Source organism: Streptomyces filipinensis, from assembly GCF_014649495.1.
Classification (GTDB): domain Bacteria; phylum Actinomycetota; class Actinomycetes; order Streptomycetales; family Streptomycetaceae; genus Streptomyces; species Streptomyces filipinensis.
Window position 1 is genome coordinate 15,838 of sequence record NZ_BMTD01000024.1, and the last position, 23,496, is coordinate 39,333.

General features: G+C 71.6%; 22 protein-coding genes and 3 pseudogenes. 7 read left to right on the forward strand and 18 right to left on the reverse strand.

What is annotated here, in order from left to right; translation table 11 throughout:
• Nucleotides 1-83: 83 nt before the first annotated feature.
• The 3 genes from IE244_RS35840 to IE244_RS35850 all read left to right on the forward strand — a co-directional run bounded on the left by IE244_RS35840 (nucleotide 84) and on the right by IE244_RS35850 (nucleotide 3,097).
• The gene (locus tag IE244_RS35840) at nucleotides 84-620 is read left to right on the forward strand and encodes a hypothetical protein (RefSeq protein ID WP_191877759.1); all 537 of its coding nucleotides are present in this window, start codon (nucleotides 84-86) and stop codon (nucleotides 618-620) included.
• 283 nt (nucleotides 621-903) lie between these two features.
• On the forward strand, nucleotides 904-1,623 hold the full coding sequence (locus tag IE244_RS35845; RefSeq protein WP_191877760.1) for a YoaK family protein: 720 nt from the start codon (nucleotides 904-906) through the stop codon (nucleotides 1,621-1,623).
• A gap of 241 nt (nucleotides 1,624-1,864) precedes the next feature.
• Nucleotides 1,865-3,097, forward strand: coding sequence for a GNAT family N-acetyltransferase (locus IE244_RS35850; RefSeq protein ID WP_191877761.1), 1,233 nt, complete (start codon nucleotides 1,865-1,867; stop codon nucleotides 3,095-3,097).
• A 40-nt stretch (nucleotides 3,098-3,137) separates the two neighbouring features.
• Here IE244_RS35850 and IE244_RS35855 read toward each other — a convergent pair.
• From IE244_RS35855 to IE244_RS35890, 9 genes and pseudogenes are all read right to left on the reverse strand, one after another.
• Nucleotides 3,138-3,243: pseudogene (locus IE244_RS35855) on the reverse strand (IS5/IS1182 family transposase); the annotation flags it as partial.
• 214 nt (nucleotides 3,244-3,457) lie between these two features.
• Nucleotides 3,458-5,128, reverse strand: coding sequence for a bifunctional 3-(3-hydroxy-phenyl)propionate/3-hydroxycinnamic acid hydroxylase MhpA (gene mhpA / locus IE244_RS35860; protein ID WP_191877762.1), 1,671 nt, complete (start codon nucleotides 5,126-5,128; stop codon nucleotides 3,458-3,460).
• A complete protein-coding gene (locus IE244_RS35865) occupies nucleotides 5,125-6,276 on the reverse strand; it encodes a VOC family protein (protein ID WP_191877763.1) in 1,152 nt (383 codons plus the stop codon). Before IE244_RS35865 ends, mhpA begins: the two co-directional genes overlap by 4 nt.
• 218 nt (nucleotides 6,277-6,494) lie before the next feature.
• Nucleotides 6,495-8,261 (reverse strand): FAD-dependent monooxygenase, encoded by a 1,767-nt coding sequence (locus IE244_RS35870; protein WP_191877764.1) that lies wholly within the window; start codon nucleotides 8,259-8,261, stop codon nucleotides 6,495-6,497.
• Between the two features lie 58 nt (nucleotides 8,262-8,319).
• The gene (locus IE244_RS35875) at nucleotides 8,320-9,249 is read right to left on the reverse strand and encodes an amidohydrolase family protein (protein ID WP_191877765.1); all 930 of its coding nucleotides are present in this window, start codon (nucleotides 9,247-9,249) and stop codon (nucleotides 8,320-8,322) included.
• A gap of 79 nt (nucleotides 9,250-9,328) precedes the next feature.
• On the reverse strand, nucleotides 9,329-9,565 hold the full coding sequence (locus IE244_RS35880; RefSeq protein WP_191877766.1) for a DoxX family protein: 237 nt from the start codon (nucleotides 9,563-9,565) through the stop codon (nucleotides 9,329-9,331).
• Between the two features lie 12 nt (nucleotides 9,566-9,577).
• Entirely contained in the window at nucleotides 9,578-10,003 is a 426-nt protein-coding gene (locus tag IE244_RS42465; RefSeq protein WP_229854627.1) for an AMP-binding enzyme, read from the reverse strand.
• A 253-nt stretch (nucleotides 10,004-10,256) separates the two neighbouring features.
• A pseudogene (locus IE244_RS42470) lies at nucleotides 10,257-11,492 on the reverse strand (AMP-binding protein); the annotation flags it as partial.
• A 93-nt stretch (nucleotides 11,493-11,585) separates the two neighbouring features.
• Nucleotides 11,586-12,539 (reverse strand): fumarylacetoacetate hydrolase family protein, encoded by a 954-nt coding sequence (locus IE244_RS35890; RefSeq protein ID WP_191877767.1) that lies wholly within the window; start codon nucleotides 12,537-12,539, stop codon nucleotides 11,586-11,588.
• A 154-nt stretch (nucleotides 12,540-12,693) separates the two neighbouring features.
• Between IE244_RS35890 and IE244_RS35895 the strand changes: the two genes are divergently transcribed.
• Entirely contained in the window at nucleotides 12,694-13,380 is a 687-nt protein-coding gene (locus IE244_RS35895) for a TetR/AcrR family transcriptional regulator (protein ID WP_191877768.1), read from the forward strand.
• A gap of 401 nt (nucleotides 13,381-13,781) precedes the next feature.
• On the opposite strand, the pseudogene IE244_RS42475 reads toward IE244_RS35895, so the two are convergent.
• From IE244_RS42475 to IE244_RS35905, 3 genes and pseudogenes are all read right to left on the reverse strand, one after another.
• Nucleotides 13,782-13,892, reverse strand: a pseudogene (locus tag IE244_RS42475) (IS5/IS1182 family transposase); the annotation flags it as partial.
• Between the two features lie 187 nt (nucleotides 13,893-14,079).
• Nucleotides 14,080-14,580 carry a DUF3291 domain-containing protein gene (locus IE244_RS35900; RefSeq protein WP_191877769.1) on the reverse strand — a complete coding sequence of 167 codons (501 nt, stop codon included), beginning with the start codon at nucleotides 14,578-14,580 and terminating at the stop codon, nucleotides 14,080-14,082.
• A gap of 31 nt (nucleotides 14,581-14,611) precedes the next feature.
• The gene (locus tag IE244_RS35905; RefSeq protein WP_191877770.1) at nucleotides 14,612-15,319 is read right to left on the reverse strand and encodes a helix-turn-helix transcriptional regulator; all 708 of its coding nucleotides are present in this window, start codon (nucleotides 15,317-15,319) and stop codon (nucleotides 14,612-14,614) included.
• A 334-nt stretch (nucleotides 15,320-15,653) separates the two neighbouring features.
• Between IE244_RS35905 and IE244_RS35910 the strand changes: the two genes are divergently transcribed.
• Entirely contained in the window at nucleotides 15,654-16,421 is a 768-nt protein-coding gene (locus IE244_RS35910) for an alpha/beta hydrolase family protein (RefSeq protein ID WP_191877771.1), read from the forward strand.
• 214 nt (nucleotides 16,422-16,635) lie between these two features.
• Here the strand turns inward: IE244_RS35910 and IE244_RS35915 are convergent, their stop codons facing one another.
• Both IE244_RS35915 and IE244_RS35920 read right to left on the reverse strand, forming a co-directional pair.
• The gene (locus tag IE244_RS35915) at nucleotides 16,636-17,046 is read right to left on the reverse strand and encodes a (R)-mandelonitrile lyase (RefSeq protein ID WP_191877772.1); all 411 of its coding nucleotides are present in this window, start codon (nucleotides 17,044-17,046) and stop codon (nucleotides 16,636-16,638) included.
• A gap of 108 nt (nucleotides 17,047-17,154) precedes the next feature.
• The gene (locus IE244_RS35920; protein ID WP_191877773.1) at nucleotides 17,155-18,171 is read right to left on the reverse strand and encodes a zinc-dependent alcohol dehydrogenase family protein; all 1,017 of its coding nucleotides are present in this window, start codon (nucleotides 18,169-18,171) and stop codon (nucleotides 17,155-17,157) included.
• Nucleotides 18,172-18,442: 271 nt separating this feature from the next.
• On the opposite strand from IE244_RS35920, the gene IE244_RS35925 reads away from it, so the two are divergent.
• Nucleotides 18,443-19,333 carry a helix-turn-helix transcriptional regulator gene (locus tag IE244_RS35925; protein ID WP_191877774.1) on the forward strand — a complete coding sequence of 297 codons (891 nt, stop codon included), beginning with the start codon at nucleotides 18,443-18,445 and terminating at the stop codon, nucleotides 19,331-19,333.
• An 86-nt stretch (nucleotides 19,334-19,419) separates the two neighbouring features.
• Here IE244_RS35925 and dacB read toward each other — a convergent pair whose 3' ends face one another.
• Together dacB and IE244_RS35935 are read right to left on the reverse strand one after the other, a co-directional pair.
• Complete coding sequence (gene dacB, locus IE244_RS35930) at nucleotides 19,420-20,787, reverse strand: D-alanyl-D-alanine carboxypeptidase/D-alanyl-D-alanine endopeptidase (protein ID WP_191877775.1); 1,368 nt, start codon at nucleotides 20,785-20,787, stop codon at nucleotides 19,420-19,422.
• A gap of 466 nt (nucleotides 20,788-21,253) precedes the next feature.
• Complete coding sequence (locus IE244_RS35935; protein ID WP_191877776.1) at nucleotides 21,254-21,835, reverse strand: TetR/AcrR family transcriptional regulator; 582 nt, start codon at nucleotides 21,833-21,835, stop codon at nucleotides 21,254-21,256.
• Nucleotides 21,836-21,944: 109 nt separating this feature from the next.
• On the opposite strand from IE244_RS35935, the gene IE244_RS35940 reads away from it, so the two are divergent.
• On the forward strand, nucleotides 21,945-22,385 hold the full coding sequence (locus tag IE244_RS35940; RefSeq protein ID WP_191877777.1) for a nuclear transport factor 2 family protein: 441 nt from the start codon (nucleotides 21,945-21,947) through the stop codon (nucleotides 22,383-22,385).
• A 315-nt stretch (nucleotides 22,386-22,700) separates the two neighbouring features.
• On the opposite strand, the gene IE244_RS35945 is transcribed toward IE244_RS35940, so the two are convergent.
• Both IE244_RS35945 and IE244_RS35950 read right to left on the reverse strand, forming a co-directional pair.
• The gene (locus IE244_RS35945; RefSeq protein WP_191877778.1) at nucleotides 22,701-23,174 is read right to left on the reverse strand and encodes a hypothetical protein; all 474 of its coding nucleotides are present in this window, start codon (nucleotides 23,172-23,174) and stop codon (nucleotides 22,701-22,703) included.
• 3 nt (nucleotides 23,175-23,177) lie between these two features.
• Nucleotides 23,178-23,387: a hypothetical protein gene (locus IE244_RS35950; protein WP_191877779.1), complete on the reverse strand. Its 210-nt coding sequence runs from the start codon at nucleotides 23,385-23,387 to the stop codon at nucleotides 23,178-23,180.
• Nucleotides 23,388-23,496 lie beyond the last annotated feature (109 nt).

Below are 23,496 nucleotides of genomic sequence, written 5' to 3' on the forward strand. Positions count from 1 at the left end.
ATACGGCAGACCCCAGCCTTCTCGGCGGTCTACTGTACGGACACGCCGCGCGGCCCACCGCGGTCACATGAGGAGGAAATCCTGTGTCATCGCCCTGCGACCCGAAGCACGCTCCCGCCGGCGATGTGAGCGCAGCGCTCATGATGATCGACTCCCGGCTCAAAGCCGTCTACGACGGCAACACCGAGCCCGACCCCGGCCAACAGGCGCTGACCGACCAGTTCGCCGCGTCCCTGGGCCCCAGCGGAATCGATGACCTGCTGGACGGCACCTGCACCCTCATCTTCATGTACATGCAGTGGTTGCGCACGGCTTACGAGCACCACGACGAGGACGTCATCGCGTGCGTGGTGCCCAACCTCGTGGCCTCGATGCGCATGATGCCCACCAGCATCCGCCCCGAGACCATCCCCACCATGGCCGGCCTGCTCATCGCCGCAGGCACCGACCTGAGCCCCAACCTCTGGCGTAAACAGTACGGATACTGGACCAAAGACGAGATGACACCCCTGGAAGCCACCGCCTTCCTGCTCGCGGAGCACATCAACCGCGTCACCGACGACCCCCACTTCGCCACCCGCATCATCGCCGAAGCCCTCTCCACCACAGACGAAGGCTGACCCGCCGCGTCCACCCCCCCTGTACCGCGCCCCTCCGCCGCCCGCCCCGGGAAGAGCGTGACAGCGCTCGCGCAGGGAGCTTCCTGCCGCAGGTACGCCGGCCGGCGCACGGCCGACCTCGGTGGTGCATGTGCCGGTCCAGCACTGCGTCAGGTCCTGGAAAGGCGGGTCTGAAGGCAGCCCTCCCACCAGCAGGCGTGAGTGCCCCACATTCGGCCTCTTCCCGCACCCCGCACAGGTGTCCACCGCCGTTGGGCGGATCACGTCGTGCATGCTCTGGTGCATGGCCACGATCCACCAGCGAACCGACACGCTGACCGTCGGGCTCCTTCTGGCAGCGGTCGGCGGCTTTCTGGACGCTTACACATTCGTCCGGCACCAGGTGTTCGCCAACCTGCAGTCGGGCAACGTCCTTCTCTTCTGCGTGGAGGCCACGGCCCGGCACTGGCACAGAGCCCTCCTGTTGCTGGCCCCGATCGCGGCCTTCAGCGTCGGCGTCCTTGTGGTGCAAGTACTCGGCCTGCCCCGTGTGCAACTGCTCGTGCACCGGCCGCTGCGACTGATGCTGACGCTTCAGATCGCCTTGCTGGCAGCGCTCGCGACCCTGCCCGCCGGCATGCCGGAACAGATGACGACGGTGACGGTGTCCTTCGTCGCCGCGCTGCAGTTCTCGACCTTCACCACCCTGCGCGACAGCCCGTACACCACCGTCGCGGAGAGCGGGAACCTGCACAAGGCCATCGTCGCGGCGCACCAGTGGCGGATGGGCAAAGAACCGGCTGCCGCGCGGCGGGCGGGACGTTACACCGCCGTCGTCGCCGCCTTCGCGGCAGGCGCGGTCACCGGCGCCCTCCTCACCCGGGCGGCCGGGACACCCGCCATCGCCACGGCGGCCGGGCTGCTCGCCGCGGTCCTCGTCACGCTGGTCCGGCAGACACGGCAACTGGAACGCGGGATGACAGACGATCGACCGCCGCCGCCCCCGCCTGCGGCCACCCGCTGAACTCCACACCCCGCCCGATTCGGTCCTTGTGTGGTCCAGTGGAGCCGAGCAGCGCGGCGCCCCGTTCCTCCACCTGTGGGAACGGGCCGTCGTCGATCGGCCGCGACCGGGGCGGGGCTGGGCTGTGCTGTGACCGGCCTCGAGGCCGGCCCTAATTCGTTTGACGTGGCCACGGGTCAACGCTGCACTGTGGCGGGCACCATGATCGTGGTGCCGGTTCCTCGGGGAGGCAACGGCAGCAATGGAGATCCGTCCTACGACCGGCAAGGACCTCGACGTCTTCGTCGACACACTTCATGCCGCGTTCGGGCTCTTCCCGGAAACCCCGGCCGAGGGCGGCGGTGGGGTCTGGTGGTCGGCGCTCGAAATGGACCGCAACCTGCTCGCCATGACTGCGGACGGGCGACCCGTCGGAACCGCCGGCGCGTATTCCTTCGAGCTCACGCTGCCCGGTGAGAACCTCGTCCCGGTCTCCGGGGTGAGCTTCGTCGGCGTGCTGCCCTCACACCGACGCCAGGGCGTGCTCAGCGCGATGATGCGGTATCAGCTCGCCGATCTCCGGCCCCGTGGGGAGTTCCTCTCCGTACTGTTGGCCTCCGAGGCACCGATCTACGGCAGGTTCGGCTACGGGCCGGCGACCTATACCCACCGGCTGACTGTGCAGCGCCACCAGGCCGCCTTCGCCCTTCCTCGGGCGGGCGCTGCGGCCGGTGCCACAGCGACCGGATCGGACACGGGCTCTGTCGAGCTGCTGCGGCGTGCCGAGTGCGGCGAGATCCTGGAAGAGGTCTACGACCGGTACCGCCGCGCGCAGCCCGGCGCGCTGTCCCGGCCGCACCGCTGGTGGGACTTGGGAGCGGGACAGCCACCGGTGTCTCCGGCGCCGCGCTACGTCGCCGTCCACCGGGACGCCGACGGTGTCCCCGACGGGTACGCCAGCTACTCGGTAGAGTCCGGCACCTTGACGGTCGACGAGACGATCACCGTTGACGACACCGTCTTCACGGCTCTGGCCCGGTTCGTGCTCGGCCACGACCTGGTCGCTCGGGTCGTGTTCAAACACGTTCCGCCCGGGCATCCCCTGCGCTGGCAGCTTGCGGACTTCCGCGCCGGCCAGGCGAGCGACGACACGGACTGGCTGTGGGTACGGCTGCTGGACGTTCCGCGTGCGCTGACCGAGCGTGGCTGGTTCACGGACGGTGAGCTCGTGCTCGACGTCGAGGACCCGTTCCTCGGCGAGCACGGCCGCTACCTGCTGACCGTCCGGGACGGCAAGGCCGACTGCGTCCCGACGGACCGGGAGCCCGACCTGTCCCTGGGCGTGAGCGACCTGGGCTCGGTCTACCTGGGTGGCACCGCCCCGAGCACGCTCGTGCGCGCCGGACACATCCGGGCCCACCGCCCGGGCGCTGCCGCTCTTGCTGACGCCCTCTTCCGCGCCGAGCGCCCCCCGCACTGCCTGCACTGGTTCTGACGGGGCGCTCGCCGACAGCGCGGTTCGCCCGGACGGGCCGCATCCGGGGGAAGCTGGTTCCACGTGGGGCCTGACGTGGCCACGAACACGATGGCGCGCAAGTCTTCGCAATCTCGATGGCTTCGGCGCCGACCACCCCCTGCGGGCGGGCCGCGCCGGCACAACCCGCTTACCAACTCCCGGAAACGGGTCGGCATCAACCGCGTTTGCGGGCTGGCAGAGGTCTCGACCGGCTTCTTCGCCACGGCCGAGCTGGAAGCGACTGGCGACTACGAGGAGATGACGCAGGCCGGAGGCCGCGTCATCGGGACGTGGCGGCAGCGCCTGGATGTCGGAGGCGGCCGCGACGCGGGATCAGCGTCAGCCCCGTTCCGGCGCCAGGGCCGCGGGGTCCGCTGCCGTGCGGCCGCTGCTGCACAGCATGGGCGCCCAGACCGCTGCGGCCGCAGCCAGGTCGTCTCCGCAGGTGCGGCCGGGGCGGGGCCGGGCTGCGGTCGCGAGGACGACCCGGTCGGGACGCAGCAGGACGGCGCCCGCGCCGCCCATCCAGCGGGTCAAGGCGTCGGTGCCCGCATCGGCCCCCTGTGCGGCGCCGCCCGCGCCGGGCTCTCGGCGCCGGGGGTCGTGCAGGTGGAGGACGCGGGCGTCCAGCGCCCCCACCAGGGCGTGCAGGGCCGGGCTGAGGGGCGCGGTCGCCAGGAGCGCGAAGTCCTCGCCGAGCAGGTCGTCGAGCAGACGGGGAGTGCCGTCGGTGTCGGGGATCCGGGGCTGGGGGCACAGCGTTCCGGGGCGCGGGTGGCCCAGGCGGCGGGAGCCGGCCAGGGAGCCGGGCCGCAGCGGCGGGCTGACGGCGGACAGGACGAGACCGGATGCGCCCGGCAGCCGGGCAAGGGCGGGCAGGACGGCGTTGCGGGCCAGGGCGCTGCCTGCTCCACCGCCGGTCATCACGGCTCCCACGCCTGCGGCCGTCCGGATCAACTGCCGTGCGTGGCGCCGACGTTCGGCCTGATAGGTGTCGAGCAGGGCCTCGCTCGCCCGGCCGGTGAGGACACGGGCGAGCTTCCAGGCGAGGTTGTGGGCGTCACGCATCCCCGCGCCCATCCCCTGCCCGATGAAGGGCGGTGTGAGGTGGGCGGCGTCACCGAGCAGGAAGACGCGGCCCATGCGCCAGCGGTCGGCGACCTGGGCACGGAAGGTGTAGGAGGCGGTACGCAGGACATGCAGCTCGTCCTCGGGGATACCCGCTGTCCAGGGAGCGATCAGCTGCAGCAGTCGCCTGCGGTCGGTGAGTTCCTCGGGCTGCTCGCCGGTGCGCAGGCGGAACTCCCAGCGGTAGCGGTCCTCGCCGACCCGCATGTAGGTCGCCGCCCGTCGGGGGTCGCAGATCTGGTGGACGCCGTCCCAGGCGGGCAGCGGCAGACGGCAGCGGATGTCGACGACCAGCCACCGCTGGGGAGCGGCGAGGTCGTGCAGCCGGGAGCCGATGGAGGCGCGGACCAGGCTGTTGGCGCCGTCGCATCCCAGGACGGCGTCGGCCAGGAGGGTGTGGGAGGCGCCGGTGCCCTCGTCACGGAAGGAGACCTCCACCGGGGCACCGTGCTGCGCGGGCGGGGTCACGGTGGTGACCTCGATGCCTCCGCGCAACGTGACCGAGGGGTGCTTCCTGATGTTGTCCCGCAGCAGTTGCTCGAGTTCGGGCTGGTCGAACATGTTGGCCTGGGGAAAGCCGTGCCATCCGTGCGGATTGTCACGCAGGAGTTCGGCCAGCACCCGGTGGGAGCCGTCCAGCAGGCGCATGCCGCGGGCGGGCCGGGTGAGGGCGCGGAACGCCTCGTGGATGCCCACGGCCTGGAGGATGCGGTGCACCTCGTCGTCCAGATGGACGGCTCGCGGCAGCGGATACGGGGCGCGGTGGCGGTCCAGGACCAGGGCGGGCACGCCGTGACGGGCGAGGAGGGTTGCGGCGCTCAGCCCGGTGGGCCCGGCACCGATCACCGCGACAGGCACGCGCTGCGGGAAGGTCGTGGTCACTTGCTCAGGGCTTTCATCAGGCCCAGCAGACGGGCGCGGTCGATTTCGTTGTCCTCGCGCAGCGCGGAGATCGCCTTGAGGAGCGTCTGTGGCGAGGGAGTGGTGCCGAGGAAGTCCCGGGTGGCGGGCGGGCCCCACTGGGCCAGGCCGGAGGCGGACATGGCGGCCCAGCCGGGTTCCAGCGTGTTGTCGAAGAGGTCGCCGTCGGTGTAGTGCTCCAGCATGAAGCGGTCGGGGTCGCGCCAGTAGTCGAAGATCTGGCTGCCCTGGATGTGCCGGCCGATCCCCCAGGAACGGTGATAGCCACGCTCGCGCAGGTACTCACCGCCGGCGGCCAGCACGTCCAGGTCGGCGACCTGGTACGCGGAGTGGACGTACCCCGTGTCGGGGCCCAGGTGCATGGCCAGGGTGTGGTGGTCGGCGGGTTCGCTGCCGCGGTCGCACCTGGTGAAGGCCATGGTCGGACCGCGTCCGCGTTGCCCGTCCAGGTAGAGGAAGTCGCTGACGATCAGGCCGAGGTGCTGCAGGTACCAGTCCAGGGCGCGCCGGAAGACCCGGGTGGAGAGCACCAGGTGCCCCAGGCGCTGCACCTGGGCGGGTGTGCGCGGCGGGCGTTGGGTGGCGTTGACCCGGGCGGCGTCGGCAGGGGTGCCCGTGTTGAGGACCAGGGCCTGCCGCAGTGGCCGTATGGGCTCCTCGGCGACGCCGTGCACGACACGGACCGGGATGCCGGAGGGGTCGAGGAGGTCGACGGCGCGGCCTCCCCCGTACTCGGTCAGGGGCCTGACCTGGTGGCCGGTGGCGCGGCCGAGCCGGTCGAGGTCGGTGGCGTCGGCGGCCAGGAAGGCGGGGCCGATGAACCGGGAGGCGGTGCCACGGCGGATCACCAGGCAGTGCGGCCCGGCCAGGGCACCGCGCAGATACAGGGTGTCTTCGGTACGGGCGGCGGTGGCGAAGCCGAAGTCGTGGGCGAAGGTCTCGGCGCGGTCCAGGTCTGGCTTGGTGAACTCCAGCCAGGCCAGGTCGACCACCTTGATGATGGGCTGGTCCGCACGGCCGGGGTGCTCCCCGCGCAGGGCTCCCTGGCCGCTGTGCAGGCCTTGGTGGGCGTCGGCCGCGCGGGCCGGGATGGGGGTCGGGTCGTTCATGGCGGGTCCCTTCGGCGGCCCCCGCTACGGCGGTGGTACCGCGCTGTCGCGAGGTCCGGGAGACGAGTGCGGGTGGAGGGGCGTGGCGCGGACCGGCCGACGAGGGGCGGCCCAGCCGACGGGAAGCAGCCTCGCCGACGGGAGGCGGCTGTCGGCGGTAGGCGGCTGTCGACGCCGGCAGCTGGTGGCGGAGCGGGCCCACCGCGGTGGCGATCCCCCTACCGGGCCAACAGGGTGTCGAGGGCGGTGGACAGATCGGTGACCGGGTCGGTGGCCGAGCCCTGGGCGCGCCAGCCGATGAAGCGGTCCGGGCGGACCAGGACGGCTCCTTGCGGGGTGTGCCCGCGTGCGGCGGTCCAGGTGGAGCGCGGGTCGCGGTAGTCGCCGTGCACGTGACCGACCCGGATGGCGTCCAACGGCAGCCCCCTCTCCGCGGCGATCTTCTCCGCGGCTTCGCACCAGGCCTTGCCGCCCTCCCCCGCGATCAGCAGGAAGCGGCCGGGATGCACGAGGCGGGCCAGGGCCACGCGGTGGCCGTCGAGATCCTCCAGCCAGGCGTGGGGCAGCGGGTGTCCGGGCCGGGCGGCGGGCTGGTAGACGCGGACGGGGTCGGGGTTCTCGGGGTTGGCGGTGCCGTCGGGGACCACGGCCGCGGAGTCGTAGGTGTAGCCGAACTCGACGCCCAGTTCGTTGAACTCCATGGACTGGGCGGCCACGGTGGCCAGGAAGGCGCGCCGGAATCCGGTGTCTGCAGGGTCCTCGCTCCAGAGTCGGCGGGCCTGCCGCCAGTTCTCCTCCTCGCCGGCCTGCGGGCCGCCGCCGAAGAGGGCGCTGATCGCGACCTGGTTCATGGCGTTCTCCAGCGAGCGCTGGACGTTGGTGGCGTCCACCGGGCGCCGCTCGGCCTCGTAGGTGTCGAGCAGGGCTGCCCCGGCATGGCCGCCCAGCACGGTGGCGATCTTCCAGGTGAGGTTCTGCACGTCGTGCATGGCGGAGGTCAGGCCGAGGCCGCCGGTGGGCGGGTGGCGGTGGGCGGCGTCACCGGCGATCAGGACCCGGCCGGCGCGGTAGCGGTCGGCGACCACTCCTTCCAGGGACCAGCGGGAGATCATGTGGACCGTCACGTCCTCCTCGCCCAGGCCCAGCCCCGTGCGCAGGTCGGCCAGAACGGACTCGTCGTCCAGCGCGCGGCCGTCCTCGGGACCGTAGTCGAGGTGGAAGACCCATTCCTCCGACTCGGGACCCCAGTGCTCGGGGCCCACGGGTACGAGCACCCCGGGGATGCCGAGGTCGGGCAGCCACAGCCAGCGGATCAGCACCTCCGGGTCGCGCGCCCAGCGGGACAGGTCCGCGGAGAGGTGGAAGGAGACCACGCGGGCGAGGTTGCGTACGCCCTCCTGGGGGATGCTCACGGCGGGTCCGACGGTACGGCCGCCGTCGCAGCCCAGCAGGTAGCGGGTCCGCACCCGGTAGCTCTCGCCGGTCCCGCGGTCGGTGACGGTGGCGGTGACGCCCTCGCCGTCCTGGGCGAGTCCGGTCAGCTCGTGGTGGAAGCGGACCCGGCCGGGCGCGAGTTCCTCGGCGCGGGCGCGCAGGAGCGGCTCCAGGCGGATCTGTGGCAGGTTGGCCTGCCGCTCGGGGCTGGCCGCGAGCCACTCGGGGGAACGGCCGCCTGCGCCCCAGGCTTCCATGCCGGCGACCCGACGGCCGTAGTCCTCATGGTCGCCGGCCAGGCCTACGTACCAGGCGGTGTGGGACATCTGCTCAGCCGGGGTGGAGGCGGCGTAGACGGTGTCGGCCACGCCGACGTCGCGCAGGATCTCCATGGCGCGCTGGTTCAGGACATGGGCCTTGGGCAGGATCGAGGTCTGCGGCCAGGCGGTGACCAGCAGGGACTCGATGCCCATGCGGCTGAGCAGCATGGAGGCGGTGAGCCCCGCGCCGCCTCCGCCGACGATGAGGACCGGGACGTCGATGTCGTTCATGGGTGCTCCGTGCGGTGTTGCGGCTTCGGGATCAAGGGCAGCAAGGGCAGGGGTCGGCTCAGGAGAAGCGGGGGAACAGCGCGAGGGCGTTGGCCCGGTCGATGGCGTGGTGGCCGGCGACGTCGAGCCCGCCGTAGCGGTCGTACTCGCCGGTGAAGTGGGCGACGGCGGGCTCGGGTGCGAAGGGCCAGTCGGTACCGAAGAGCACACGCTCGGGGCGGGCGAAGGCCAGCAGGCTGGGCAGCGCGGTGGGGCTGCCGGACAGGGCGGTGTCGAACCAGAAGCCGCGCAGGTCCTGGAGGATCTCCTCGTAGCCGCGGCCGGTCTCGGCGACCAGGGCGGCGGTGATCCGGTGGGCGGCATACGGGAGGAATCCGCCCGCGTGGGACAGGATGATCTTCAGGTTGGGGTAGCGGCGCGGGACGCCGTGCAGGACCAGGTTGGCGGCGGCGTGGGTGGTGTCGAGGAGGAAGTCGGCGGCGAACGGCGGCAGTCCGGGGACGGGCGGTGCAGGCAGTTCGGAGGGGTGGACGAACACGACTGCCGAGCGCCGGTCCAGTTCGGCCAGGAGCGGGTCGTGGCCGGGGTGCCCGAGATAGACGCCGTCGGTGTTGGCGAGCAGGACGACGCCGTCGGCGGCCAGTTCGTCCAGGGCGTGGGTGGCGGCGGCCACGGCGGCGTCCAGGTCGGGCAGCGGTACGGTGGCGAAGTAGCCGAACCGGTCGGGGCGGTCCTTGACGAGTTCCGCGCCGAACTCGTTGACCCGCAGGGAGATTTCAGCCGCTTCGGCGCCGTCGCCGAGCCAGGTGCCGGGGGTGGACAGGGACAGCACCCCGGTCCCGATGGCGTACGTGTCCATCAGGGCGATGGCGTGCTGCGGGCTCCACTGCGGCAGTGCACGGCCGCCGGGAGCGTGGACGCCCTTCGACCTCAGCCATGGTGTGTAGGCCGGGGGCAGCAGATGCTGGTGGACGTCGATGCGGCTCATGGTGGTCTTCCTCCCGGTGACGAGACTGCGACGGGGTGGTCACGGCCGTTGCGCCGACGGCGTCGGCCGTGTGGTGGGCCTACTGGCCCCCGGCCGACAGCACGAGGTGAGTCGCGGCCAAGGCGCCCACGACGGCGGCAGGCAGGCACCGGGCCGCTGGATCGCCGCTGCACGGATGGACGACGACGGCTCCTGCCATGAGCAGGACCGGGCCCGTCGAGGCGGCCGCACCCAGCGCGGTGAACCACAGACCGGCCAGCAGCGTGGCCGCCGTCACCTCCAGGGCGCCCAGCAGACGGTGGTGAGTGGCGGTCATGGAGTTTGTCTCTCAGGTGGCCTGCTGGGGGGCGTACTGCCAGCGCAGGACGTACCGGTCGAGGGCTGCAGTGGCCCTGCGCCGTACCGCCTCGTCGGCGGGGGCGGGCACCGTGACGCGGACACCACCGTCGTGCGCCAGGCATACGACGTGTTCCGGGTCCAGGTCCGCTCCGAGGGCGACCAGTTCGGCGTGGATGGCGCGGCGGGTGGCGTCCAGGCGCAGGCCGAGCTTGTAGGGCTTGCCGACCGAGGTGAGCGGAATGGCGTCGATCACCACCACTTCCCGTGGGGCCGCGGCGCGCTCGGGGACCCGTTCGGCGGCCCAGGCGAGCAGCTCGGCGGGGCCGGCCTCGGCCATGGGGGCGAGAGTGACGTAGGCGATGGGCACCTCCCCGGCTTGGGGGTCGGGGCAGCCGACCGCCGCGGCGGCGGTCACCTCGGGGTGGGCGAGGAGGGCGTCCTCGATGCCTGCCGGATCGATGTTGTGGCCCCCACGGATGATCAGGTCCTTGGCGCGGCCGGATGAAGCCGTCGGCGTCGATACGGGCGAGATCGCCCGTGTCCAGCCAGCCGTCGCGGATCTTCCCGGCGGTCTCCAGGCGCGGCCCCTGGGCTGTGTGCTCGGCGACGTAGCCGGCGAAGACCACCGGACCGCTGACGGTGAGCACGCCGGTGGCGCTGGGCGGCAGGTCGCGCCACTCGCCGGTGTCCGGGTCGATCCGTACGGTCCTGATCCGCTGGTAGGGCAGGCGCCGGCCGACACTGCCGGGCCGGGTGTGACCGGGCAGGCCTAGAGCGGAGGCGCAGGTCGCCTCGGTCAGCCCGTAACCCTCGCACAGCGGGACGCCGGTGTGCTTCTCGAACGACTCCCGTACGGCGGGCGGCAACGGGGAGGCGCCGACGGCGGCGAACCGCATGCTGGAGATGTCCGCGTCCACGGGGACCCGGGCGAGGACGGAGTACACGGTGGGCACCGCCGACATGGCGGCGATGCGGTAGTGCTCCACCAGCTTCCAGAACACCCCGTACAGCTCGGGATCGCGGTAACCCAGCGGCCCGGCCCACACCACCCGCCGGCCTCGCAGCAGCGGGCCGAGCAGGGTGACGATCAGGGCGTTGACGTGGAACAGCGGCAGCGCCGCGAACATCACCGAGTCCTCGTCCAGGGGGGTACTCGCGGCCACCATCCACGCGTTGACGACCTCGTTGGCATGCGTGTGCGCGGCGAGTTTGGGAGCGCCGGTGGTGCCGCCGGTGTGGAAGTAGGCGGCCACGTCGTCGGCGGCCGGGGGCTCGATGTCGACCAGTCGCTCGGCGGGACGGGACGCTGCCAGCTCCGCGAGGTAGCCCACGCGCACGCCGTCGACGGGTACCAGGGCGGGGGCCGGGCCGTCGGCCACGGCGGGGGCCAGGGCCAGCAGCGCGTCCAGGCGCAGCGTCGCGGCGACCTGCCGGGCCGTGGCCCACACCTGGGCGTCCAGCTGCGGGCCGGCGGCGATCAGCACCCGCGCGCCGCCTCGCCGCAGCAGCCGCTCGACGTGTTCGGTCGCCAGGCCCGGGTTCACCGGGGCGGCGATGCCCGCGGCCTGCGCGGCCAGCAGGGCGGCTGGCAGCTCGGCGGTGTTCGGGGAGAGCAGACCCACGGCGGCTCGGCGGGTGACGCCGAGAGAGCGCAGCAGGTTGGCGGTGCGGTGCACCTGGTCGCGCAGCTGCGCGAACGTCGCGGTGGTGGGGCGCAGGAAGCGCGCGGCGTCGGGCAGCACTGTCAGGGCCGGGCGGTCGGGCCACAGACGGGCGGCTCGCAGCACCGTGTCGTAGGTGGTGGCGGGCAGGCCGCGCTCATGCAGCGGAACGGCCTCGATGGCAGGCAGGTCCGCGGGGCTGTCCCAGGCGGGCCACAGCAGGTCGGTGGGTGTGAGGGTCACCGGGGCGCCTTTGCAGGGTGAGGGATGGGGTCGAGTAGCCGGACCGGTACGCCTGTCGGGCCGGCCGGTCCCGGGCAGGGGTTGCGGGAGGCGTCAGCGGGCGCGCACCACCGTGCGCTGCTCGCCGAGATCGAGTGCGCCGTCGTCGGTCGCGATGCGGGCCGTGACGACGTCACCGTCCTTGAGGTAGTCGGGGTTCGCCTGCTGGCGGGCGAAGAACTTCTGCCAGCGCTTGTGCGGGGGCAGGAGGGCGGCGAGTGTGGCAAGGAGCCTGCCCGGGGACTTCAGGGCGGTGCCGCCGGGCGTTCCGGTGAGCAGGACGTCACCGGGTTCGAGGGTCTGGAAGCGGGCCAGCAGGCTGAGGGCACGCGCCGGCTGGACGATCATGTCCGTGGTGGTGCGGTCCTGCCGGGTGGCGCCGTTGACCTTCAGCGTCAGGCGCAGGTCCGGCAGACGGGCGAGGTCGTCGGAGTCGACCAGGACCAGGCGGGGGCCGAGCGGGGTGAAGGTCGGGTACGACTTGGACTCGTAGAACTGCGTCTTGGGAAGCTGCAGATCGCGGGCGCTGACGTCGTCGGCGACGACCAGGGCGGCCACGTACGTCGCCAGGGTGGCGTCGGTGACCTCGGTGCCGACCGGCAGGTCCGTGCCCATCACCAGCCCCAGCTCCACCTCGTAGTCCAGGAAGCGGACGTGCGGTGGACGCACGATGTCCTGGCGGGGGCCGCTGACGGACCCGGAGGCCTTGCGGAAGAACGCCGGTGGGACGCGGTCCGGATCGAGTCCGGAGTCCACCGCGTGGGAGCGGTAGTTGACCATCTGCGCCACCACCCGGCAGGGGGTGCTGACGGGTGAGAGCAGTTCCCTCTCTCCGACGGAAGGCCCGGCGTCGGGGTCTACGGCGGCACGTGCGGCGGCTTCCTGTACGGCGGCGCGGGCGGCGAGCAGACCGGCGGTGGTGTCCGCGTCGGTGTCGATGCGGTGCAGCCGTCCTGTGCCGCTCTCCACCCACCAGCCGTCTGTGGTGCGGACGACCTGGATACTCATCGGCTCTCCTGAGTCCTGGACAACGTCGACCGGACTGCTTCCGCGAGCCAGGCCCAGTCAGTACTGATGAAAGCATCAGTTCAGACACAGCAATCGTCAACGCTCATCAGTACTGATGAAATAATCAGTACTGATGCTCATGTAAGGTGGGGGGATGACAACGGACGGACAGGGCGGGACCGCCAGACGGACGCCCAGCAATGCGCCCGGCGTCCCGAACCGCCTGGACCGACGCAAGGCACGCACCCGGGCCGCGCTGGTCGCGGCCGCGCAGCGGTTTCTCGCCGAACAGGGGCGGGTCGATGTGAGCATCCAGGAGATCACCGACGCGGCGGACGTCGGCTTCGGCTCCTTCTACAACCACTTCACCAGCAAGGACGAGCTGTTCGACGCGGCCGTCGCGCTCACCCTGGATGAACACGGGGCACTTCTGGACTCCTTCGTCGGAGACCTGGAGGACCCGGCGGAGGTCTTCGCCGCCAGCGTCCGCCTGACGGGTCGACTGCGACGTACCCACCCGCAAATGGCCAGGATCCTGGTGCGCACCGGCCTGTCCTACCTGACCTCGGAGGGTGGCCTGGCCCCGCAGGCGATGCGGGACCTGCAGACCGCCGCCGACAGCGGCCGGCTGGACATCGACGACCCCCACACTGCCGTGGCCATGGTCGGCGGCGCCCTACTCGGAGTGCTTCACCTGCTGGAGACGCGCCCCGACCTCGACGCCGAGCGTGTCACCGATCAACTGGCCGCCCGGCTGCTGTGCATGTTCGGCATGCCGCGCGCCGAAGCTCAGGAGATCGCCACCCGACCCCTGCCCGCCCCACCGAAGACGGGACCCTGACGGGAAGGCAACGGGTGGGTGAGGGCGAGTGTGCGCCCGACCGCGCTGCCGGCTTGACCGCGGACGGGGACGCGGATGCCGTGCCCGTGGAGGTCCGCGACAACCTGGGCGAGGATGCTGGGGTCGCTGTGCGTGCGGATGGCGGCGAGCTCTTCCTCGGCTCACGGGCGGGAACGGGAACGTGCGCGAGGCGGCGGATGAGGTCGGCCGCGGCGCGCTCGCACAGCAGTCGCGCCGCGTGAGCGGGGCCGCCCGACGGCGCCGACGGCGGCGTGCCCCAGGGCAGGCGGAAGGCCCCTCCCGCGATCGCCACGGGGTCGATGACGCAGGCGTCGGCCGTGGCGGCGGTGCCGCCACCGGAGTTGGGGCATACGGTCGCTGCCATAGCCGGTGGCTGCTGCTGGGATGGTGTGCCGGATCTGCTTGCGCCACAGGTGGCGGCGGTCGAGGCGGGAGCCGTACGCCTGGCCGTCGCAGGCGTGGTCCGGGAGCGTCCTCGGATCGTCTCCGGCCGGTTGCGTCCGCTACGCCAAGCGGGACCAGCACCGCCTCGCCGAGGCCCTGGACGCTGTCCGTCTCCTGCAGCACACCGGCACCCACGAGCCGATCACCAACGCCGTGGAAGTCGCGGCGGCCGACCCACCGGCTTCGGCCACGCCCGCTGCGCTCGCACGACGAAGAGGACCTGACAGTCGGTGCCTAGGGCTGCCCCTGCCGCACGGCCTGAAGGTGGGGGGCGGCCTCGGCGACGGTGTAGGAGGAGGCGAAGGTGAACGCACGCGGGGACGGCCCATGGGCCCGCAGCTCCGCCAGCCGTTCCAGGGCCTCGTCGACGGTGGGGAGGTGGCCGGCGGGGATCCACCAGAGCACCAGGTGTGCCTCGACATGCCGTTCGAACCATTCGCGGCGCCGCCGCATCACCTCCAGGTGCCCACTGCGGTAGCTGAAGTCCCACAGCGCCTCCGGGGTCTCCCACACCGTCAGGTTGACGATGACGTCCTCGCCCGCCGGGCGCAGGGCGGTGGCGTCGGCCGCACCGTCCTCCACCAGCCGCCACACGAAACCGGGCGCGCCGTCGGCGGCGGCGTTGACCGGGTCGAGCATCTCGACGAACGGTCGCATACGCGGGTCGTCGAGGGGGTGCAGCAGCGTGGCGACATTGAGCTGGGCGAGGTGGGCGGCACGCACGGATGCAGTCATGGCCACATCCCAGCACGGGCCCCTTTCTATGTCAACGAATATTGTTTTTAGAACTCTCGACCACCACGCAGCACTCCCCCGGCCGGGCGTCCATGCGGGCGCGCACGGGACCGTCCGTGCCGAACAGCCCCTCCAGCAGGGCGAGATTCATGCCGCAGACGAGCGGCGGGAAGCGTTCGGCGACGGCGTGAAAGGGGCAGTTGCGCATACGCACGACCGGCGCGGCTTCTCCGGTCGTCCCCTTGGCACCTTCGGCGTCCTGGATACCCGCGGCGCCTTCCAGGTGCGGTTCGTAGCCGCGGGCGGCCAGCATCGCCATGGCCTCTTCGAGGCCGCCGCAGGGCGCCGCCGAGCCGCGCAGCGCCTCGCCCCGGCGGCGCGCGGCCGCACAGAGCCCGGCGTCGAGCCCGGCCTGCTCGGCGGCCTCGGCGAGCAGTTCGGCGGCGGTGCGGTAGTCGCGGGCGGGCAGTGACACCGCCCGTTCGCCCCGCGCCCGCGTGTACACCTTGGCGGGACGGCCCGCCCCCGGCCCCGAGCGACCCGTCAGGCGGCGGCTGCCGCTCTCCAGCAGCCCGGCCTCGGTCAGCCTGTCCAGGTGGTGCGCGGCGAGCGTGCGCGCCACCCCGGCCGCTTCAGCGGCCTCGTTGCGGCCGACCTCGCGGCCCTGGCTCACCACGTACTCGTACAGACGGCGCCGGACCGGATCCTGCAACGCCGCGATCGCGTCGATGTCCTCCACCCGGCCATTCTAGAAACAACACAGGTTCGAGATAGAAGGGCACCAGACACAACATCAGCCCCCCGCGCCCCCGAACACCGCCCTGACCAGTGGCGATGGAGGACCACGGCTGGAGTGCCAGGGCCTGTCGGGCGTTGCGATCACCTGCGGGGAAAAGGCCTGGCCGAGATCATGATCAAGCTGGTAGCTTTCAGTCGACCGTGACACCGCCGAGGAGGTGAGACCCATGACCGCTGTACCGACGTGGGTGCTCCCCGTTCCCGTCACGGCCGGCGACTGAGGTAGGTGTCGCCGGGAGCGCCTCGACCACAAGGCACTCCCGAAAGGCAACACCATGAACTCTCTGCACTTCACCGCCGAGTCCTCGTCGAACGGCATCCTCGAACGCGACTTCACCGTGGGCGACGTCCCCGGCGTCCTCTGGTCACCGGCCTCCGACGGGCCCGATCGCGCGCCTCTGGTCCTGATGGCTCACGGCGGCGGCAACCACAAGAAGCACCCGGCGATGGCCGGCCGGGCCCGCCTCCTCGTGACCGGCTGCGGCTTCCACGTCGCCGTCATCGACGCGCCCGGTCACGGCGACCGGCCGCGCTCGGCACACGACGAGGCGGAAATCGCCGAGCTGTTCCGGGCCAGGGCGGCGGGCGAGCCGGAAGGCCCGATCGTCGTTCGCTACAACGCCCACCTGGCGGAGCTCGCCGTCCCCGAGTACCTGGCGACCCTGGACGCCCTCCAGCAGCTTCCGGAGATCGGCACCGACGGGCCGGTCGGCTACTGGGGCATCAACATGGGCACCGCGATCGGCATACCGCTGGTGGCGGTCGAACCCCGGATCACGGCCGCGGTCTTCGGTCAGCACTGGCCAGACGTCCTGGCCGAGAAGGCGAAGCAGATCATCATCCCGATCGAGTTCGACATGCAGTGGGACGACGAGCACATCTCCCGCGAGGAAGGGCTGGCGCTGTTCGACGCGTTCGCCTCGGAGGAGAAGTCGTTGCATGTGAACTCGGGCAAGCACAAGGAGCTGCCCCGGTTCGAGGCCGACAGCGCGGTCCGGTTCTTCGCCCGGCACCTCGGCCGAGCGGTCACCGCCTCGGCGTGATGTGCGCGGTCGCGGCGTCCGGCTCGCCACCCGGACGCCGCACCAACGGTCCCTCACTTCGAGTTCGTGGTGTGTGCGGTCGGGTTGTACAGGCTCCCGCGTGCTCGGTGAAAGTGTGATGCCCCGGCGCTCGATCGTGATGGGGGGGCAGGGACTCGCCGGCGGCGTAGGCGTTCCTCGTTCGAGGGGGTGATGGCCAGGCTGGGGCCAGGTGTCAGCCGGTGGCTGGGGCGGCGGCGCATTCCTCGTCGGTGACAGGGGTCAGCCAGTGGACGACGTCGTGGTCGGCGTCGCTCTCGTTGATGGCCAGGTGGACCATCAGCCGGTTCGGCGCGGCCCCGTGCCAGTGCTCCTCGCCAGCCTCGAACAGCACCCGGTCGCCGGGCCGGATGACCTCGACCGGTCCGCCGCGGCGCTGGCACAGCCCGATTCCCTCGGTGACGAAGACGGTCTGGCCCAGCGGGTGGCGGTGCCAGTGCGTACGTGCGCCGGGCATGAAGTGCACGAGGGCGGCGCTGACCCGGGACGGCTCGGGTACGGCGGCGACGGCGTCGATGTAGACGTCGCCGGTGAACCAGTCGGCGGGGCCCTTGACGGTGTCGACCGAGCTTCGGGTGATCTGCAAGGTCGCTTCTTTCGCTGTGAGCGTCACGGGTGGGTGGAGACACCGGTCGGGCACCGGCTCACGGGATCGCGCGAGTGCCGGCGTGTTCCGCAGGAGCCGCGTTGTGGGTCAGGGCTTGAGGAGCGTCTTGATGGCGCGGCGTTCGTCCATGGCCTGGTAGCCCTCGGCGACCTGTGCCAGGGGCAGGGTGAGGTCGAAGACCTTGCCGGGATTGATGCGGCCGGTCAGGACACGGCCGATCAGGTCGGGCAGGTAGCGGCGTACGGGTGCGGGGCCGCCGCGCAGGCCGACGTGCGAGAAGAACAGCTCCTTTCCGTCGATCGCCACCTCGTGGGGGACGCCGACGAAGCCGACGTAGCCACCGGGACGCGCGGAGTGCAGGGCCTGCTGCGTGGCCTGGGCCGTGCCGACGCACTCCAGGACCGAGTCGGCGCCGATACCGCCGGTCATCTCCTTGATCCGTGCGACACCGTCTTCACCGCGCTCGGTGACGATGTCGGTGGCGCCGAACTCCAGGGCGAGCCGCTGGCGGGACTCATGACGGCTCATGGCGATGATCCGCTCCGCGCCCATCTCCTTCGCGGCGATCACCGCGCACAGCCCGACCGCGCCGTCGCCGACCACCACGGCGGTGGAGCCGGGCCTGACCTCGGCGGCGTCGGCCGCGTACCAGCCGGTGCCCATGACGTCGGAAACGGCCAGCAGTCCGGGCCAGGACTCCTCCGCCGGGTGCTCATCGGTGGCGACCAGGGTGCCCTGGGCGTTGGGGACACGCACGTACTCGGCCTGGCAGGTGCTCATGAACTCACGGTTCAGGCAGTTGGACTGCCAACCGTTGCGACAGTTGGCGCAGGTGTTGTCCGAGGTCGCGAACGAGCCGACGACGAACTGGCCCGGCCTGACCGCGGTGACCTCGGCTCCGACCTCCTCGACGAAACCGACGTACTCGTGGCCCATGGGGTGCGCCGCCTCGGTCGCGTCCAGACCGCGCCAGGGCCACAGGTCGGAGCCGCACACACAAGTGACGGCCGTACGAATGATCGCATCCGTCGGCTTCAGGATCTGCGGGTCGTCCAGGGTCTCGAAGCGCACATCGCCGGGGGCGTGGATCACTGCTCCGCGCATGGGGTAAATCCTCACGTTCGTTGAAGTGGAAGGGGCGGGGCCTGGAGCGGTCTGTGGGCGCCGTAGCCCGGTGCGGGTGCGAATCGGGGGCGCGCAAGGGCGCCGTCGCTCTTCGCGCGGTGCCCGGCCGGGTACCCCTCTGGGCGGCGGCCCCGCTCGGGGATTACCTCCGCTCCAGGTAACCGCTGATCCAGGCGGTGAGCGAGTTACCAGCGAAACGTGTACCGCCAGTACATCCCTCGCCCGGCGGGCAGGACGTACGGTCGGGGACATGGACAACCGTGAGGAGGTCCGCGAGTTCCTCACCTCGCGGCGAGCGAAGATCACCCCTGAGCAGGTCGGCCTGCCTGCGGGGTCCCGGCGGCGTGTGCCCGGGCTGCGCAGGAGCGAGGTCGCCGCGCTCGCCGACATGAGTGTCGAGTACTACGCGAAACTGGAACGGGGCAACCTGGCCGGTGCCTCCCCGGCCGTCCTCGAAGCGGTCGCCCGCGCGCTTCAGCTGGACGACGCCGAACGCGCCCACCTGCTGCACCTGGCGCAGGCGGCCGACGGCACCGACGCCCTCACCCGCCCCCGCCGCCGCGCCGGCAACCGGCAGTGGACGCCGCACCGCAGCCTGCAGTGGACCTTGGACGCGATCACGGCCGGGCCCGCGGTCGTGTCCAACGGCCGCATGGACATCCTGGCCGCCAACCCGCTCGCCCGCGCCTTCTACACCGATCTGTTCGCCCACGCGGACAACCAGCGGAACCTGGCCCGCTTCCAGTTCCTCGACCCGGCCACCCGCCGGTTCTACCCCGACTGGGAACTGTTCGCCGACATGGCCGTGGCCGTGCTGCGCCGCGAAGCCGGCCGCGACCCCCACGACAAGGACCTGCACGACCTCATCGGAGAACTGTCCACGCGCAGCAAGGAATTCCGCACCCGCTGGGGCGCCCACAACGTCCGCCGCCACGGCACGGGAACCAAGCGGTTCCGCCACCCGGCGGTCGGCGACCTCACCCTCGCCTACGAGTCCCTGGACCTGGCCGCCGAACCCGGACTCAGCATGACCATCTACGCCGCCGAGCCCGGCTCCCCCTCAGAAGAGGGACTACGCCTGCTCGCCTCACTGGCCGCCACCGAGAACGTGAGCCCGGCAGCACAGCACCCGACCTCCTGAAAGCGCCCGCACACCGGCCTGGCGGCCGGCGCGACGAGGGCGGCAGGGAAATGTCAGAGCCCACCCCGGTTCTGAGACGGAATCCCTTACGCGTAGCAGCCGTTGACGGTCGCCGCGAGGTCGTCCATGGCGTCCTTGACGGCGCTCGGGTCGCCCGTGGCTCCGTTTTCGACGAACGAGAACACCTTCCACTTGCCGTCCTTGCCCCGAGTCAGACCGCTCAGCGCGACGGCGCCGGTGAGGGTGCCGGTCTTCGCGTGCACCTTGCCCACCGCGCACATGGAGTGGGCGTCGTCGAAGCGGCCGTACTCCGGGCCGAGCGTGCTGCCGGCCTCACCGGAGACGGGCAGGCCGTCGAGGATGGAGCCGAGGGTGTGCGTGTGCCGGGGCTGCGTCAGCAGTTCGAGGATCTGGGCGAGGGTGGCGGCCGGGATGCGGTCGGCCCGGGACAGACCGCTGCCGTCGTAGAGCTCGAACTTGTCGAGCGAGACGCCGTACACCCGGCTCAGCACCTGGCGCACGACCTGGGTGCCGCCCTCGAAGGTGGCCGGGCGGCCGGCGCCCAGGGCCGTCATCCGCAGCAGGGTCTCGGCGATGTTGTTGTCGCTGTGCTTGAGCATCGTGTGGACGATGCCCGACAGCGGCGCTGACCTGTGCCGGGCCACGGGAACGTCCGTCGGGCGTACGGTGGCGCGGGTGACGTCGCCGGTGACCGTGACGCCGTCCGCGGCCAGTTGCTTGGCGAAGACCCGCCCGGCGTCGAGGGAGGTGTCCTGGACGCCGCGCCCGTCGACGACCAGCGCGCGGACCGGGGCCACGGTGTCGGGGTAGTAGCCGTCGTTCCAGCCCTTGGCCAGGGTCGGCTCCGGGAACAGGCTGTCGTCCACGGCGACCTTCACGGTGGTCCGGCCCGCGGCCTTGAGTCCGGCGATCGCGGTCTTCGCCAACTCCGCGAGGTCAGCGGTGGTCAGGGTGCGGTCGCCGCCCCCGACGAGGGTCAGGGTGCCGTGGCCGTAGACGACCTTCGTGGTGAACCGGTGCTGCGGGCCGAGCACCGTCAGGGCGGCGGTCGACGTGGCGAGCTTGGCACTGGACCCCGGCATCAGCCCGGTGGAGGCGTGGTAGCCCCAGACGGTGGTGTGCGAGGCCGCGTCGAGGACCACGCCGCTCACGTTCGAGCCCAGCCGCCGATCGCGTACCCGGGTCTTCAGGTTCTTGGCCATCTGGCGGTCGCTGGTGTCCAGGCCGTGAGCCTTGGCCGTCGCGCCGACACCCTTTGGGGCGGCGAAGGCGGACGGACCCGCCAGAGCGGCGGACGCCACGGGCACGGCCATGGCGAGGACGAAGGCCCGGCGCAGGCCGGTTCCCGTGCCATTTCCTCTGAGCTTGCGGTGCCGGCGCCGGCCACCCGGAAGGAAGGTGATCTCGGGCGTCTTGGCGGTTACTTCAGTCATCGGGGTTCGAAACTCTCAGGAGTGGGGGCCTTGGGTGAGGGAAAGCTCGAAGTCGCTGCATCAGCGAGCCGCCGACGGTGAAGTGCCGGGCGCCGGGCGAGCCGAGGCAGAGGATGTCCTGGGTGCCGGGCTTCCGGGAGGTGGTACTGGGGGGCGCAATTCGACGTCCCGTACGTCCACGTCAGCGGCCGCCCTGACGCCGGAACTCTCTTCCGCCGGACAGTGACGGCCGCGAACAGGGCCGCGAGTGCCGGGAAAGCAGCGTCGAAACGGCCGCCGAGTCGACCAGCCGAGCGACCAAGCGATCCACATCCATGTGATCCCCCGGGTGAGGTGCGGTGTCGCCTCTCATACGCACGGACTCGTAGGCGGGTTGCATCGCAGCACACCCTCTTTGCCGGGCAGTGGTCGATGGAGTCGCGGCCGGGGCCCGTCCTTGGTTCGCCGGCGCGGAGGCGCAGGCGCGTCAGTGCGGCCGAAGTCCCCCGAAGACCACGTCGAAGACCCGCTCTCGGGCCACCGGGTCCGTTGCGAGCTGCTCCGTTGCCGTGCCGGTGCCGACGATCAGGGCGATCAGTTCCGGCAGACCCAGCTCGGGGCGGACGGCCCCGGCCCGCTGCGCCGCGGCCAACAGTTCGGCCAGCTGTGCCCGCATCACCGTGGTCGATTCCTGCAACGACGCGTGCACGTCCACGCCGGCCGCGGCGAGCGCCCGGGTGAACTCCGCCTTGCCCGCGGACTGCTCCACCACCAGTCGGAAGCAGGCGAAGAACGCCTCGGCAGGCTCGGCCTCGGCGGCCAGTTGCGCGGTCTTGGCCGTGATCGTCTCCAACCTGCGCACCATGACCGCCTCCAGCAGCGCCTCCTTCGTCGGGAAGTGCCGGAAGAGCGTGCCGACCCCTACGCCGGCGGCGCGGGCGATCTCCTCCGTCGGCACGCCGATGCCGCGGGTGGCGAACACTTGTGTGGCGATGTCCAGCAGCTTGGCTCGGTTGCGGGCCGCGTCCGCCCGCAACGGTCGCTCCGCAGCACCGCTCGCCCCGCTCATCTGTCCTCTCCTCCCAAGACGGATCCATCCCTGGACAACCGGAGTGCCCAGTCCGTATCGTTCAAACGGAGCCGCTAGTCCGATTCTAGTGGCGCACAGGGGGTTGATCATGTCCGAAAACGTGTCGCCGCGCGAGGTCTTCCTCAAGCTGCTGGAGGGCATCACCGCCGGGCGGTTCCCGGAGCTGGCCGAGCTCTACTCCGAGGACACCGTGGTGGAGACCGTCTTCGAGCCGGTCGGACCGCGGCGGTTCGAGGGGCGGACCGCACTCAAGCATCGGTTCGCGGAAGTTGCCGCGCATTCGCCGATGGAGCTTCACGCCACGAACGTGGTGATCCGGGAGACCGACGATCCCGAAGTGATCGTCACCGAGTGGGACTACCAGGTGCACCACCGGATCACCGGACGGACCTTCGCGTGCGCCAACATCCAGGTGCTGCGGATCCGCGACGGCCTGATCGTCCACAGCCGGGACTTCCACGACCACCTCGCGCTCATCGTGGGCGGTGGCGGCCTGCCTGAGCTTGTGACAGCGCTGGAAGGAAAATAGCGGCTGCGGCTGCCTGGCGCTCTCTACCTGCCAGGCAGCCAAGACGGTAGACACGAGCGCGCCGGGCCGGTAGTCGGCACCGCCAGCGACGCGTAGTCGCTCCACGGCTGCGGAACTTGCGGCCGGTGGCGACCAGTTATGGAACGACCCACGGAATCGGCACGTCGGTCGGCTCTGCGGGCGGCGGCTCGAAGAGGGCTTCGCGGAAGCGGCTACGACGAGGATCTGGTCCACTCCGACCCCGATGGGTTGCGCGTGCCGCTGGGCACACCGTTGCCGCTGTGAATATTCGCTGCAGGTGGCCGCATCGGGCCGTCAGCAGTAGGTCTTGTCGGACGCCGGGACGAACTTCACACGGGTGTGGTAGCGGGCGAACTGGACCCGGTTGTAGTCGCGACGGTCGACGCGGTACCAGACGTTGTCCCGGTCGTGGTCGCCGTTGACGTCGTCCAAGCGGACGCACCAGCGTTCCGGGCGGATCTCCTTGCGGTAGGTCTCGGTGCCGTGCCGCACCTTGTGGCAGTTCTGCCGGCGCTCGGTGGTGTACCAGGTGCGGGTCCGGCGGTGGCTGCCAGAGCCGGTGGTGGAGGAGTGGGCGACCCGGGCAGTGCCCGTCGTGCACTGCTTGACCATGTGCGGGCGGGTGGCCGGGACGGTCTTCTGGGGGATGTGCCGGAGGTCGTCCTTGAGGCCGGAGATGGGATCGGGACCGTCGAGGCCGCAGGCGGTGACCGTGACCAGCAGGACCGCCGCCACGCCGAGCATCACCCTCAGTCGTCTGTCGAACATCGTTTACTGCCCCCGCCGTTCGAACGCGTAGCGTATCCGAACGACCGGGGGGGCGGCCGTGGCCGGTTCGGTCAGCCCCGCGCGCAGCGCCGCCGCGTGTTCGGCGGTGAAGGCGGTGAGCGAGCGGGCGGTGCGGCCCGTCAGTGGGAGGAGGGCGGCCTCCTCCGCCAGCAGCGGGAACCGGTCCTCCCGGCCCGGCACGCCGGCTGACACGGGGTCGCCCGCTGGGTCAAGGCAGCCGCACCGCTCGCGGGTCAGTCTCGTCGGCCCTGGCCGTCCAGCAGATCGAGGCCGGCCTGACCGTCCACGTCGCCGCCCACGA